Source organism: Rhodococcus sp. NS-SX18 (assembly GCF_057367935.1).
In genome coordinates this window covers 2,305,272-2,318,642 of sequence record NZ_CM170633.1, presented here as the reverse complement: position 1 = coordinate 2,318,642, position 13,371 = coordinate 2,305,272, and the positions used below count along the sequence as shown (strand labels likewise).

The 13,371-nt window shown below is 71.6% G+C and carries 13 protein-coding genes; 4 read left to right on the top strand and 9 right to left on the bottom strand.

Going from position 1 to position 13,371, the window contains the following annotated elements; genetic code table 11:
- Positions 1-9: 9 nt before the first annotated feature.
- Both AC2IPW_RS10830 and AC2IPW_RS10825 read left to right on the top strand, forming a co-directional pair.
- A complete protein-coding gene (locus AC2IPW_RS10830) occupies positions 10-690 on the top strand; it encodes an amino acid ABC transporter permease (protein ID WP_003935630.1) in 681 nt (226 codons plus the stop codon).
- On the top strand, positions 687-1,616 hold the full coding sequence (locus tag AC2IPW_RS10825; protein ID WP_416063427.1) for an amino acid ABC transporter permease: 930 nt from the start codon (positions 687-689) through the stop codon (positions 1,614-1,616). Before AC2IPW_RS10830 ends, AC2IPW_RS10825 begins: the two co-directional genes overlap by 4 nt.
- A 4-nt stretch (positions 1,617-1,620) precedes the next feature.
- Here AC2IPW_RS10825 and recX read toward each other — a convergent pair whose 3' ends face one another.
- The 8 genes from recX to AC2IPW_RS10785 all read right to left on the bottom strand — a co-directional run bounded on the left by recX (position 1,621) and on the right by AC2IPW_RS10785 (position 10,128).
- A complete protein-coding gene (gene recX, locus AC2IPW_RS10820; RefSeq protein WP_003935632.1) occupies positions 1,621-2,199 on the bottom strand; it encodes a recombination regulator RecX in 579 nt (192 codons plus the stop codon).
- An 8-nt stretch (positions 2,200-2,207) separates the two neighbouring features.
- A complete protein-coding gene (recA, locus tag AC2IPW_RS10815) occupies positions 2,208-3,248 on the bottom strand; it encodes a recombinase RecA (protein ID WP_003935633.1) in 1,041 nt (346 codons plus the stop codon).
- 180 nt (positions 3,249-3,428) lie between these two features.
- Positions 3,429-3,623 (bottom strand): DUF3046 domain-containing protein, encoded by a 195-nt coding sequence (locus AC2IPW_RS10810; protein ID WP_054373281.1) that lies wholly within the window; start codon positions 3,621-3,623, stop codon positions 3,429-3,431.
- 130 nt (positions 3,624-3,753) lie between these two features.
- Positions 3,754-4,908 (bottom strand): glycosyltransferase, encoded by a 1,155-nt coding sequence (locus tag AC2IPW_RS10805; protein ID WP_040781729.1) that lies wholly within the window; start codon positions 4,906-4,908, stop codon positions 3,754-3,756.
- Positions 4,909-5,037: 129 nt separating this feature from the next.
- Positions 5,038-6,573 (bottom strand): serine/threonine-protein kinase, encoded by a 1,536-nt coding sequence (locus tag AC2IPW_RS10800; protein ID WP_003935636.1) that lies wholly within the window; start codon positions 6,571-6,573, stop codon positions 5,038-5,040.
- A gap of 235 nt (positions 6,574-6,808) precedes the next feature.
- Positions 6,809-7,885 carry an alkene reductase gene (locus AC2IPW_RS10795; RefSeq protein WP_416063657.1) on the bottom strand — a complete coding sequence of 359 codons (1,077 nt, stop codon included), beginning with the start codon at positions 7,883-7,885 and terminating at the stop codon, positions 6,809-6,811.
- 81 nt (positions 7,886-7,966) lie between these two features.
- Complete coding sequence (locus AC2IPW_RS10790) at positions 7,967-9,514, bottom strand: glycerol-3-phosphate dehydrogenase/oxidase (RefSeq protein WP_203011737.1); 1,548 nt, start codon at positions 9,512-9,514, stop codon at positions 7,967-7,969.
- Entirely contained in the window at positions 9,511-10,128 is a 618-nt protein-coding gene (locus AC2IPW_RS10785; RefSeq protein ID WP_416063423.1) for a TetR/AcrR family transcriptional regulator, read from the bottom strand. Before AC2IPW_RS10785 ends, AC2IPW_RS10790 begins: the two co-directional genes overlap by 4 nt.
- 20 nt (positions 10,129-10,148) lie before the next feature.
- Here AC2IPW_RS10785 and AC2IPW_RS10780 point away from each other — a divergent pair, with 20 nt between their 5' ends.
- Both AC2IPW_RS10780 and AC2IPW_RS10775 read left to right on the top strand, forming a co-directional pair.
- Positions 10,149-11,771, top strand: coding sequence for an FAD-binding oxidoreductase (locus AC2IPW_RS10780; protein WP_486376850.1), 1,623 nt, complete (start codon positions 10,149-10,151; stop codon positions 11,769-11,771).
- Entirely contained in the window at positions 11,768-12,673 is a 906-nt protein-coding gene (locus tag AC2IPW_RS10775) for a diacylglycerol kinase (RefSeq protein WP_486376849.1), read from the top strand. The genes AC2IPW_RS10780 and AC2IPW_RS10775 overlap by 4 nt, the downstream gene beginning before the upstream one ends.
- On the opposite strand, the gene AC2IPW_RS10770 is transcribed toward AC2IPW_RS10775, so the two are convergent.
- The gene (locus tag AC2IPW_RS10770; RefSeq protein WP_003935642.1) at positions 12,655-13,368 is read right to left on the bottom strand and encodes a PIG-L deacetylase family protein; all 714 of its coding nucleotides are present in this window, start codon (positions 13,366-13,368) and stop codon (positions 12,655-12,657) included. The genes AC2IPW_RS10775 and AC2IPW_RS10770 overlap by 19 nt on opposite strands.
- Between the last annotated feature and the right edge of the window lie 3 nt (positions 13,369-13,371).

The following is a 13,371-nucleotide window of genomic DNA, read 5'->3' as shown; positions in this document are numbered from 1 at the left end:
AGTTGACCTGTGGATCTGTTGAGCAAGTACGGCGACGAGTTGATCGACGCCTTCTGGACCACCGTGCAGTTGACGGTGCTCTCGGCGATCGGCGCGCTGATCCTCGGAACGATCCTCGCCGGGATGCGCGTGTCCCCCGTGCCGGTGGCGCGGGCGGTCGGCACCGTGTACGTGGGGATCTTCCGCAACACCCCCCTGACGCTGATCATCATCTTCTGTCTCTTCGGTTTGTCGCAGACGCTCGGCATCAGCCTGGCGCCGCAGTCGTCGCCGACCTTCCTGGTGGACAACAATTTCCGGCTCGCCGTGCTGGGATTGAGCGTGTACACCGCGGCGTTCGTCTGCGAGTCGCTGCGCTCGGGCATCAATACCGTGAACGTGGGGCAGGCCGAGGCGGGCCGTTCCCTCGGGTTGACCTTCGGCCAGAATCTGCGCCTGATCGTGTTGCCCCAGGCGTTTCGTGCGGTGATCGCCCCTCTCGGTAGCGTGCTGATTGCCTTGACCAAGAATTCGACGATCGCGTCCGTCATCGGCGTCTCGGAGGCCTCCCTGCTGATGAAGACCATGATCGAGAACGAGGCGCAGATCTTCCTCATCGGCGGTATCTTCGCCCTCGGCTTCGTGATCCTGACCCTGCCCACGGGCCTGCTGTTCGGCTGGCTGAGCACGCGATTCGAGGTGTCCCGGTGAGCACCGGCCGCGCAACCGTCCTCTACGACGCTCCCGGTCCCCGGGCGCGAACCCTCTACCACATCGCCTCGGCGGCGGTTGCCGTGCTGCTCGTCGCCGTCGGCTACTTCGTCTACCGGGCTCTCGACGAGAAGGGGCAGCTCACCAGCGAGAAGTGGGACCCGTTCCTCGAATCGAGTTCGTGGACCACGTACCTGATCCCCGGCATCCGCGGCACCCTCGTCGCCGCGGCGATATCGATCGTGCTCGCCCTGGTCCTCGGGGCCGCACTGGGGATCGGCCGGCTCTCCGATCACCGGCCCGTGCGCGCGGTGTGCGGGTTCGTCGTCGAACTGTTCCGGGCCATCCCGGTGCTGATCCTGATGATCTTCGCCTACCAGCTGTTCGCCGAGTACCAGGTCTTCCAGTCGAAGTATCTGGCACTGGCTGCGGTGGTCACCGGTCTGACCCTCTACAACGGCTCGGTGATCGCCGAGATCGTGCGTGCCGGCATCCGGTCCCTGCCCCGCGGGCAGACCGAGGCCGCCGCGGCGCTGGGCATGCGCAAGAGCCAGATCATGCGTCTGATCCTGCTACCGCAGGCCGTCACCGCGATGCTGCCGGCGATCGTCTCGCAGATGGTGGTGGCCCTGAAGGACTCCGCACTCGGTTATCTCATCGGCTACGTCGAAGTCGTGCGGTCCGGTCAGCAGCTCGGCGCGTTCTTCGGCAACTACCTGCCGTCGCTGCTCGTGGTGGCCGCGATCATGATCGTGCTCAACGGCGCGTTGACGGTCCTCGCGACCCGGCTCGAGCGTCGCCTGCGGACCGGGCGCAAGAACCGGGCCGCCATGCCGGAGGCCGACGAGAACGCGCCCGACAACGTCCTGTCCGGCATGACCGTGCCCGGGGTGGACATCACCGGCGAGCACGACAAGCGCCGGTAACGCGTCAGTCGGTGGCGAACTCGCCGGGCCCGGGATCGTGCCCGGCGAGTTCGTTGCGCACCACCTCGAAGGCCAGGCCCTGCGGGTACCCCCGGCGGGCGAGCATGCCGACCAGCCGTCGCACTACCCTGTCCCGCTCCGCGGCGATCTCGCGCCGGTCGCCCTCCGTGGGCAGCGGAGGTTGGGTGCGCAGCTTCTTGCGCACCAGTTCGGTGGCGCGGGCGCGTTCGTCGTCGCCGTCGATCTGCTCGAGCGCCTCCGCGGCCTCGAACTGCCCGATTCCCTTGCGGCGCAGTTCCAGGGCCAGGGCGCGTTTGCCCTTCCCGGCGTACAGGTGGCGGGAGCGCACCCACTGCTGGGCGAACTCGGCGTCGTCGACGAGACCGACCTCCGTCAACCGGTCGAGGGTCCGCTCGGCGACGTCCGCGGCGAAACCCTTCTGTTCGAGTTTCGCGGCGAGTTCGGCGCGGCTGCGAGCCCGGTCGGTCAGCAGACGGAGGCACAGGTCTTTGGCCTGTGCCTCCGTTCCACCACCGGGCCGGTCGCCGCCGCGCCGGTCACCGCGACGGGAGTCGCCGTCCAATGCCCGACTCAGAAGTCGGCGGGCTCGTCGGCGGGCTCGGCGGTGACGTCCGCCCCGATACCGAGCTTCTCCTTGATCTTCTTCTCGATCTCGTCCCGGATGTCGGTGTTCTCCAGCAGGAACTTGCGGGCGTTCTCCTTGCCCTGACCGAGCTGGTCGCCCTCGTAGGTGTACCAGGAGCCGGACTTGCGGATGAAGCCCTGCTCGACACCCATGTCGATGAGCGAGCCCTCCTTGCTGATGCCCTGGCCGTAGAGGATGTCGAACTCGGCCTGCTTGAAGGGCGGCGACACCTTGTTCTTGACGACCTTGACGCGGGTGCGGTTGCCCACCGCGTCGGAGCCGTCCTTGAGGGTCTCGATGCGCCGCACGTCCAGTCGCACCGAGGCGTAGAACTTCAGAGCCTTACCGCCGGTGGTCGTTTCGGGCGAGCCGAACATGACGCCGATCTTCTCGCGCAGCTGGTTGATGAAGATCGCGGTGGTGCCGGAGTTGTTGAGCGCGCCGGTCATCTTGCGCAGCGCCTGGCTCATCAACCGGGCCTGCAGGCCGACGTGGCTGTCGCCCATCTCGCCCTCGATCTCGGCGCGCGGCACCAGCGCCGCCACCGAGTCGACCACGATGATGTCGAGTGCGCCGGAACGGATCAGCATGTCCGCGATCTCGAGTGCCTGCTCACCGGTATCCGGCTGCGACACGAGCAGGGCGTCGGTGTCGACGCCGAGCTTGCGGGCGTACTCCGGATCGAGAGCGTGCTCGGCATCGATGAAGGCGGCGATGCCGCCGGCGGCCTGGGCGTTGGCGACTGCGTGCAGCGCGACCGTCGTCTTACCCGAGGATTCCGGGCCGTAGATCTCGACGACCCGTCCGCGCGGGAGGCCACCGATGCCGAGCGCGACGTCGAGTGCGATCGAGCCGGTCGGGATCACGGCGATGGGCTGGCGGGACTCCTCCCCCAGGCGCATCACCGAGCCCTTGCCGAAGCTCTTGTCGATCTGCGCGAGCGCCAGTTCGAGCGCCTTGTCGCGATCGTGTGCCTGTGGTGCCATCGTGGTCCCCTTTTCGAGTCTCGTCTTACTTGCCGATGACGTTAGAGTCCGGCACCGACAAGTTCGCCGTCCCGACCGGCGAGCGGCCGGATCTGTGGATGAATCGGACGCCTGTGGACTACTTCTCCACCACCCGCGCCCCAGCATAGGCGAACAATTGTTCGAACGGAACGGTGCGGTTCACCGCCGCGCGGGCGGGACGTCGAATTCGTCGCACAGGGCCCGCCACACCTCGCGAGGTTCCTGCCCGGCCTCGATGGCCTCGGCCGCGGTACACCCGCCGAGGGAGAGCAGTACGTGGTCACGGAGCAGGGCATCGCCACGCATCTGCCCGAACTCGTTGCGGACACACTCGTGGAATTCGGTCAATCGCACCTGTGCCACGGTAGTCGCTTCCGGCACCTGCCCCGGCCCCGGCGCAGCGCCCCCGGCCCCGGCCCCGGCCCCCGTCGCCGCGCCGATGTCCCCGCGCCCATGTCCCCGCGCCCATGTCACCGCGCCCATGTCACCGCGCCGACCGCACGACGCCGCGGCAGACCTTCACCGGGTCCTCGACCTGCGCTGCCGTCGCGGCGGCCAGGCGCGCCGCCCGGGCGAAGCGCGGCTCGGCCAGCACGGTGTCCACGGCCGCCCGCAGCGCGCCGGGGTCGAGCGGCCGCACGACGACCGCGCTGCCCTGCCGGGCGGCCCGATTGGCCAGTTCCCACTGGTCGCCGCCGCCCGGCACCACCACCGCGGGCACCCCGGCACCCAGCGCCTTGGCGAGCATCCCGTGCCCGCCGCCGCACACCACCACGTCGGCCTGCTCGAGCAGTAGATCCTGCCGGCCGTGCCCCGCCACGACCCCGTCCGGCCAGGTCCGCTCGGGCGGCTCGAGCATCGCGACGACGATCCGAATCCCGGAGCCGCCGAGACCCGTGCACACGGCGTCGAGCAGGCCGGGCACCCCGGTGGCCGCGGTGGACGGCGCCACCATCACCAGAGGTCCGTCACCGGAGGGCGGCTCCAGGACCTCGCGGGTGGGTTCCCACAACAGCGGACCCACGACGTGCGCCTGCACGGGCCAGTCTGGTCGCGGCACCTCGAGGGCCGGCAGGGTGGCGACGAGCCGGGCTGCCGGCCCCGGGTCCCGCGCGGCCAGGCCGATCCCGACGCGGGCCTGCGCCCGTTCGCGCTCCCCCTGCCGGATCGAGCGGGCGGTCGCCGCCCGCAGCACAGCGTCCCGCGCCCGGCCGCGCAGGCCGGTGCCGGGGGCGAGACCGCTGCCGACGGGCGGCAACCCCCGCGAGGGCAGATACAGCGGATGGGGCGACAACTCCACCCAGGGGATGCCGAGACGTTCCGCGGCCATGCCGCCGCCGGCGGTGAGGACGTCGGAGACGACGAGGTCGGGCAGCAGGGCGCTGAGCCCGGGCAGCATCTCCGACGCGATGTGCGCGGCGCGGGCATGGATGCGGGCACCGGCATCGGCGTCGTCGTCCTCCGGACGCGGCGCCAGGCCGGCGAGCGGCGCGAGGGTCACGCCGTCGAGGTCCAGGCCCAGCCACCGCTCGCCGGTGAACAGGACCGGGTCGTCGCCCGCCTCGGCCAGCCGCAAGCTCAGGGCTATCGCGGGGATCGCATGCCCGGCGTCCGGCCCGGCAACCACTGCCACTCGCATCGATTCAGACTGCCACACCGGGTTCTCGCACTCTGCGAGCGGCGGAGGGTCGGCCCGGGCGACCGAGGGCGTCACCGGCGGCGGGGGCGCCCTCGGGCGCCGGGCCGATCCCGTCGTCCCGGGCGGCCGTCAGGGATACGCCGACCAGAACTGGAGCACCTGTTCGCGGGTGGTGACCGTTCCGTTCTCGATGATCAGCAGTTCGTTCCGGTCGAACGTGTACCGCACGGGTCCCGAGACGACCGTGAATCCGGTGGCATCCGGGACGGCATCGGCCAGCTCGATGTCGGCGCCGTCGCTGAGCCGTAGACCCCTGTAGTACAGGTCGTCGAACCCGTTGCGGCACACCAGCACCCGCGACTCCGAGGTGCGCGCCACCGCGACCGCCTCGTCGGCAGCGTTGCAGCGCGGCCCGATGTCGTCGTCGAAGCCCCGGATACCTGCCTGCGCGACGGGGATGCGGTCCGGCCGGCTCTGCGGCACGGCGGTGGTCGTCGGTGCGAGGGCGGAGGTCGTGAGGTCGGTGATCTCCGCCGTGGCGGGAGCGGACGCGGAAGGAGGCGTGGCCGGCCCGGGAGTGGCGGCCTGTCCGGTGGCCGAGACGCCGGCCCGTACGTCCGCGTCCGGCGAGCCGTCGCGGGCGAGCAGAATCCCGGTCAGTGCCCCGGCCAGCGCGACAGCCGCCACCACGCCCAGCAGCACGAACAACGGCCGCCGGGAACGCGCCGTCGGAGGTTCGGACGCGGCGGTGGGCCCGGGATGCAGCGAGGCGGGGGTCGATGCGGCGGCGACCGTCCGCGTCGGCTCGGTGACCGGCTCGTCGAGAGCGGCGCGCGCGGCGGCGGCCAGCGCGCCGCACGTGGGGAAGCGGTCCTCGGGTCGCTTGGCCATCGCACGGGCAATCACCGCGTCGAGCGCGGGTGGCAGCTCCGGCCTCGCCACGGTGGGACGCGGCGGGGGCAAGTGCAGATGTGCGTGAACCAGATGCGCCGCCTCGGTTCCCGGGAAGGGGGGCCGGGTCGTGAGCAGCTGATAGAGCGTGCAGCCCAGGGCGTAGACGTCGGTGCGAGGACCGGGCGGCCGTCCCTCGATCTGTTCCGGGGAGGCGTACTGCAGGCTGGCGACGAGGATGCCGGTCTCGGTGACCGCCGTGCTGCCGAGACCCTTGGCGATCCCGAAGTCCGCGAGCAGGACGCGCTCCGGTTCACTGCCACTACTCGGGGCGAGCAGGATGTTCGCGGGCTTGACGTCGCGGTGCAGCACACCGTGCGCGTGCGCGTGATCGAGTGCCCGAGCGGTCTCGGACACGATGTGCACGGCGCGCGCCGGACGCATCGGACCCTCTCGCAGCGCACCCACCGCATCGGTGCCGTCCACGTACTGCATCGCAATCCACAACTGGTCGCCGACGTTGCCGCGGTCGTACACGGTGACGATGTTGGGATGCTCGAGCCGCGCCACGTGGTCGGCCTCCCGGAGGAACCGGCTGCGGTTGCCGGGGTTCGCGGTCGCCGACAGGTCGAGCAGCTTCAGTGCGACGAAACGCGGCAGATTGGGATGCCGCGCCAGGTAGACGCTGCCCATGCCCCCGGTCGCGAGGCGGCGTTCGATGCGGTACCCGGCGAACACGGAACCGGGCTGCAATTCTCCCACGGTGTCGTCCACTCCCGAGTCCGTCGCGGGCGCCCGCCCGACTGCCGCCTCAGACTATCGCGCACCGACGTAGGCCCCGCAGCCGAATGCTCCGAATCGGATCGAGGCGCGAGCCGACGTCGTCCGAGGCGCGGGAGGATCGCACGCACCCCGGCGCCGGAGGCCTGGTCGGCGGCAGGTGACCACGAGGCGCGCGGCCACCCGGCCGGCTCTGCCCGGCTGCCGGAGCCGGGCAGAGCCGCGGTGTTCAGCCCGCGTGCAGGAAGGGGTAGTCGGTGTAGCCCTCGGCGCCCGACGAGTAGAACAACGACGGCTGCGGCTGGTTCTCCGGGTGCTCCCCCGCCCAGCGCTCGACCAGGTCCGGGTTCGCGAGGACCGCCCGGCCCACGGCCACGGCGTCGGCATGGGCGGCCTCGATCAGCTCCACCGCTTCGTCCCGGGTGGTCGGCGAGCCGAAGCCGCTGTTGCCGATCAGCTTGCCGCCGAACCGCCGGCGCAGCTCCTGCACCAGCTCGCCGGCCGGATCCTTGTGCAGCACGGAGAGGTATGCCAGGCCCAGTGGACGGAGCCGGTCGAGGAGGGCGCCGTAGGTGGCGAGGACGTCGTCGCGATCGGTCTCGTAGGCATCCTGGATGTTGTGCTCGGGCGAGATCCGCAGTCCGACCCGGCCGGGGCCGATGGCCGACGCCACCGCCGTGACCACCTCGACGACGAAGCGAGCCCGGTTCTCCGGAGAGCCGCCGTACTCGTCCGTGCGCTGATTGGCGGCGGGCGATAGGAACTCGTGCAGCAGGTAGCCGTTGGCGCTGTGGATCTCCACGCCGTCCAGCCCGGCCTCGATCGCCCGGCGCGCCGCGGCGACGAACTCCTCGACGATCCCCCGCGCTTCGTCGGCGCTCAGCGCGTGCGGTACCGGATACGTCTGCTTGCCCTTCTCGGTGTGCCCCACGCCGTCGATCGCGATCGCGCTCGGAGCGACGACCCGCCGTCCGCCGTTCACGTCGGGGTGGGTCACACGTCCGCCGTGCATCACCTGCATCACGATGCGGCCGCCGCGGGCGTGCACCGCCTCGGCCACCCTTCGCCAACCGGCCACCTGCGCGTCGGTGACGATTCCCGGCTGGCCGACGAAGGCCTGCGACTCGTGGTTCAGGTAGGTGCCTTCGGTGATGATCAGCCCGACACTCGCCCGCTGCCGGTAGTGCTCGACCACCAGGTCGCCGGGAACACCGGACGGTCCGGACCGCAGCCGGGTCAGCGGGGCCATGACGACCCGGTTGGCGAGCTCGAGATCTCCGAGAGTGACGGGTGTGAACAAGTCCATGGCAGGGGCAACGGGCGCGGGCACACCTGCGATTCCCGATCGGCGGGAGTGCGGCGGGCGTCACACCGGTCGCCGCCGGGGTCAGTCCGGTACGTCGCTCAGCACGTCACCGGCGGCGGGGAGCGCCCGGGCCCGGTCACCGGGTACGAGTCCGATCCGGGTGCGGCGGTCGAGGAGGTCGTCGACATCGAGGGCGCCCTCGTGGGTGACCGCGAACTCGAGTTCCGCACGGCTGACGTCGAGTCCGGGGGCGATCGGTTCGAGTGCATGCGGGCCCACGGCGAGCCGCGCAGCTTCGGTGCCGTAGCGCCGCACCAGGTTCGGCGGGGCCGCGACGGTGCGCAGCACGCCGGGCGGGGCCGCGCCGACGAGGGCGAGCCGGGTGGTGCGGCACGGCCCGGCACGCAGCCCGGCCGTCTCGACGGCCGCGTCGACGGCGTCCTGCGCCATCCGCCGGTAGGTGGTGAGCTTGCCCCCGACGATGCCGATCGGACCGGCTTCGGACCGCACGACTGCGTGCCGGCGTGACAGGTCCGCGGTGGCATCCCCGGTCTCGGTGCCCGGTGCAGACGAGTCGAGCAGCGGCCGCAGTCCCGCGAAGGTCCCGAGGACGTCGTTGCGGGTCAGGGGCGTGGCGAGGGCCGTGTTGGCGGTGTCGAGGAGGAAATCGATCTCGCTGTCGGTGGCCTGCGGGACGTCCGGCAGCGGACCGGGCGCCGCCTCGTCTGTCAGACCCAGGTAGATCCGGCCCGACTGCGCGGGCAGCGCGAAGACGAATCGGTTGGTGGCGCCGGGAATCGGCACGGTGAGCGCGGCGGTCGGGTTGCCGAGGGCGGCGGCGTCGAGGACGAGGTGCGTGCCGCGGCTGGGTCGCAGCCGGATCGAAGGATCCACCTGTCCGGCCCACACGCCGGCCGCATTGATCACGGCAGCGGCCGTCACCCGCATCTCGGTGCCGGTGAGCGTGTCACGCAGGACGGCACCGCCGGCGGTGACCGAATGCGCGTCGACGCGGGTGAGGATGCGGGCACCGTGCGAGGCGGCGGTGCGGGCGAGAGCGACGACGAGCCGGGCGTCGTCGACGAGCTGGCCGTCGTAGGCGAGCAGTCCCCCGCGCAACCCGTCGCGCCGGACGGCGGGCACCAGGTCGGCGACGCGTCCCGCGCCGATGCGACGCGAGCGCGGCAGCACCGCGGACGACGTGTGCGCGGAGACGCGCAGGGCGTCGCCGGCGAGGAACCCGGTGCGCACGAGTGCAGCCTCGCCGCGGCCCACCGACGGCAGCAGCGGTACCAGCTGCGGCATCGCCCGCACCAGGTGCGGCGCCGTGTGGGTCATCAGGATGCCCCGCTCGACGGCGCTCTCGCGGGCGATGCCGATGTTCCCGGTGGCGAGGTAGCGCAGTCCGCCGTGGACGAGCTTCGAGCTCCACCGGCTCGTGCCGAAGGCGAGATCGTGACGTTCGACGAGGACGACGCTCAGGCCGCGTGCCGCCGCGTCGAGGGCGGCGCCCGTGCCGGTGACGCCACCGCCGACGACGAGCACGTCGACGGAGGGGTGGGCGGCGAGGTCGTCGAGTTCCCGCCGTCTGCGGGCGGCGTCGAGGGCGCTGGAGGCAGGTCCGGTCACGGTCGATCCTCTCCGGCTGGGGCCAGGTAGGTGTCCACGGCGTGCGCCAGCTCGGTCAGCAGCGCCTCCCGGTCGACCACCTCGGCGATCATTCCGGCGGACTGTACGACCGACTGGGCGGTGAGCAGTACGAACGCGGCGAGCGTACGGGCGTCCCCGGCGCGGACGGTGCCGTCGCGCTGACCGCGGGTGAGCGCACCGGTCAGCACCTCGAGCACCGCGTGCTGGCTGGTGCCGAGCCGATCCACGATGTACGTCATGAGCAGGTCCGGATCCGACCGCAGGATCTTCTCGAACAGCGGGTGCGTGCCGATCTCGTCGACGGCCGTCACGACGGCCCGCACGATCCGCGGGCGGACGGGTCCCTCGCCGCCGAGATCCGGCAGGACAGCGCGGATTTCCCGGGTGAGCAGGTCCGCGACCAGGGCACGGGTGTCGGGCCAGCGGCGATAGACCGTGGGGCGGCTGACACCGGCGCGGCGCGCCACCTCGGCGAGGGTGGTGCGCCGCAGCCCGAAGTCGAGCAGGCAGGAGCGGGTGGCGTCGAGGATCTGATTCTCGACGGTCGTCGCCGGCGCGCCCGACGACCGGAATTCTTCGTTACGGATAGACATTGTATGTAACACTGTAACGCATGACTGCGAGCTTCACACCCCGACATCCGTCCGCTGCCACCGAGATGGAGTGGGACGCGTGGGGTACGGCGGATCGCCGGAAGGAACTCGGCGAAGGCGTCCGCGCCCTGCTGCAACAGGCCCTCGGCGTGGACACCCGCCGGGCCCCGTCTCTGCCCGAAACCGCGGTGCGGCTCCTCCCCTCCCGGCTGGACACCCGGCACCGCCACAGCCTCGAACGCATCGTCGGTCCCGGGCAGGTCGCCGACGACGACGCGGCCCGGCTCCGCCACGCCGGCGGCAAGAGCACCCTCGACCTGCTGCGACGACAGGACCCCGGTCCGCAGGAAGCCCCCGACGCGGTGGTGCGCCCCGGCAGCCACGACGAGGTACTCGCCGTACTCGACTACTGCGCCGGCGAGGCGATCGCCGTCGTTCCGTTCGGCGGCGGCACCAGCGTCGTCGGCGGACTGGACCCGGTGCGCGGCGGATTCGACACCGTCGTCGCAGTGGACCTGCGACGAATGAACGCGCTCACCGATCTCGATCCGGTCTCCGGTCTGGCGACGCTGCAGGCCGGCGCGACCGGACCACAGGCCGAGGAACTGCTCGGCGCCCACGGCTTCTCGCTCGGGCACTTCCCGCAGAGTTTCCGCCACGCGACCGTCGGCGGATTCGCCGTGACCCGGTCCTCCGGCCAGGCGTCTGCGGGCTACGGCCGATTCGACGACATGGTCGAGCATCTCGTCGTCGCCACGCCGAGCGGTACCGTGCGGGCAGGCCGCGCCCCGGCCTCGGCCGCCGGGCCGGACCTGCGGCAGTTGTTCCTCGGCTCCGAGGGACTGTTCGGCATCGTCACCGAGGTCGGCGTGCGCATCCACCCGATCCCCACCGCGGTCGCCCGTCGCGCCTGGTCCTTCCCGGACTTCGCCACGGGTGCAGACGCGTTGCGCACCCTGGTGCAGACCGGCGCCGTCCCCACCGTGCTGCGTCTGTCGGACGAGTCCGAGACCGCGGTCAACCTCGCGATGCACGAACACATCGGTTCGACCGCCCCTACCGGCTGCCTGGCCGTGACCACCGTCGAGGGCACCGCCGACCACGTGCGGGCCCGCGCCGCCGAGATCGATGCGCTGCTTGCAGCCACCGGCGGCACCGACCTCGGCGAGGAACCGGCCCGGACCTGGGAGCACGGCAGATTCGACGCACCGCACCTGCGCGACGCGCTGCTGCGGGCGGGGGCACTCGCCGAGACCCTCGAAACCGCCACCACCTGGAGCAATCTGGGGCGGTTGCGGACCGCGGTGACCGACGCGCTCACCGCTTCACTGCAGGACCAGGGCACCCCACCGCTGGTGCTGTGTCACATCTCGCACACCTACCCCACCGGAGCATCCCTGTACTTCACCGTCGTGTGCGCACAGGCGGACGATCCCCTCACGCAGTGGTCGGCAGCCAAGCGTGCCGCGACGGACGCGATCGTGACGGCCGGCGGAACGGTCACCCACCATCACGCCGTGGGCCGGGACCACCGGCCCTGGATGGCAGAGGAGATCGGCACACTCGGCACCGGCCTGCTGCGTGCGGTCAAGGACGCAATCGACCCCCGAGGCATCCTCAACCCTGGAAAGCTGCTGCCGTGATCGAATCCGTCACCGTCCTGACGAATCCGGCCGCGGGTCCGCGTACCGCGCGCGCGACGAGAGCTGCCACGGCCCGGTTGCGCGAACGGGGCCTGCACGTCACCGAGATCGCGGGCGACACCCCGGATCACTCGCTCGAACTGGTACGGCACACCGTGGCCGCCGGTACCGGGGCACTCGTCGCGGTCGGCGGGGACGGGCTCGTCTGGCTCGCTTGGCAGGCACTCGCGCAGACCGGCATACCGCTCGGCATCGTCCCGGCCGGAACCGGCAACGATCTGGCCCGCGTCCTGCATCTGCCGTCGGATCCGGTGGCCGCGGCCGACGTGGTCGCCGACGGGTCCACGCGGACGATCGATCTCGGCCGGGTCCGGGCCGCCGGCCGGCCGGACTACTGGTTCGGCACCGTGCTCGCCAGCGGCTTCGACTCACTGGTCACCGACCGCGCCAACCGGATGCGGCGGCCGCGCGGCCGGCTGCGCTACAACGTCGCGATGGTCGCGGAACTGGCACATCTGCGCTTGCTCCCGTACCGCATCACGCTGGACGACAACGACCTCGAGGTGGCGGCGACGATGGTGGCCGTGGGCAACGCCTCGACCTACGGGGGCGGCATGCGCATCGCCCCGGACGCACGTCTCGACGACGGCCTCCTCGACATCGTGATCGTGACCTCGGCCAACAGGACCCGCCTGCTGCGCCTGTTCCCGACCGTCTATCGCGGCACCCATGTCGAGCTGGACGAGGTGACCGTACGCCGCACCCGGCGAGTCCGGCTCGAATGTCCCGGCATCTCCGCCTACGCGGACGGCGAGCCGCTCGGCCCGCTGCCCGTCGACGTGGAGGCCGTACCCGGCGCCGGAGTCGTCCTCGTGCCCGCTGCTCAGCCCCCGAACGTGTAGAGCTCGAAGCCGGCGGCCCGGTCGAAGCCGGGCAGCGCCGCGGTGGCCGACTCCACCTGCGCCCGGGCCTGGTCGATCACGGGGTCGGGCGCGAGTGCTTCGAGGTAGCGACGATGCTCGGCCAGGGACGCGACACCGGCCTCGACCGTGTCGGTGACGTCCACCGCGTGAGTAGGTGACGTCGTGCTCACCGCGACCCACCGCACTCCCGGCCACGGCGGCAGTCCCTGCTCGGTCAGCTCCGGGAAGATCCACTCGTTCGCCGCGTCGGCGACCGCGTCGAGCACGCTCAGTCCCAGGGCCCGGTGATCGGCACTGTTGAGGACACCGGGAAACCACGTGAGCCCGAAATGGCCGGTCACCACCATCTCCGGACGGTGACGCCGGATCGCCGCCGCAAGATCGCGACGCAGTTCCGGTCCGGCCACCAGGCGGCCGTCGGGGTGCCCGAGAAACTCCACCACCTCGACTCCGACGACGCGAGCCGAAGCCCGCTCCTCCTGCTCACGCAGCGGCCCGCACTCGGCCGGTGGCAGACCTGCGATGCCGGCCTCACCGCTGGTCGCCAGCACGTACCGCACGTCCTTGCCCTGGCGGGTCCACCGCGCCACCGCCGACGCCGCACCGTACTCGATGTCGTCCGGGTGCGCGGCGATCACGAGCGCACGCTGCCAGTCCTCGGGTACCGGTTCCATTGC

What these genes read in the sequence shown, in the direction of transcription:
- recA (WP_003935633.1), bottom strand. Translation starts at nt 3,248, where the DNA reads ATGGCACCACAGGCACACGATCGCGACAAGGCGCTCGAACTGGCGCTC.
- AC2IPW_RS10805 (WP_040781729.1), bottom strand. Translation starts at nt 4,908, where the DNA reads ATGCGAGTGGCAGTGGTTGCCGGGCCGGACGCCGGGCATGCGATCCCC.
- AC2IPW_RS10795 (WP_416063657.1), bottom strand. Translation starts at nt 7,885, where the DNA reads ATGGACTTGTTCACACCCGTCACTCTCGGAGATCTCGAGCTCGCCAAC.
- AC2IPW_RS10785 (WP_416063423.1), bottom strand. Translation starts at nt 10,128, where the DNA reads ATGTCTATCCGTAACGAAGAATTCCGGTCGTCGGGCGCGCCGGCGACG.
- AC2IPW_RS10780 (WP_486376850.1), top strand. Translation starts at nt 10,149, where the DNA reads ATGACTGCGAGCTTCACACCCCGACATCCGTCCGCTGCCACCGAGATG.
- AC2IPW_RS10770 (WP_003935642.1), bottom strand. Translation starts at nt 13,368, where the DNA reads ATGGAACCGGTACCCGAGGACTGGCAGCGTGCGCTCGTGATCGCCGCG.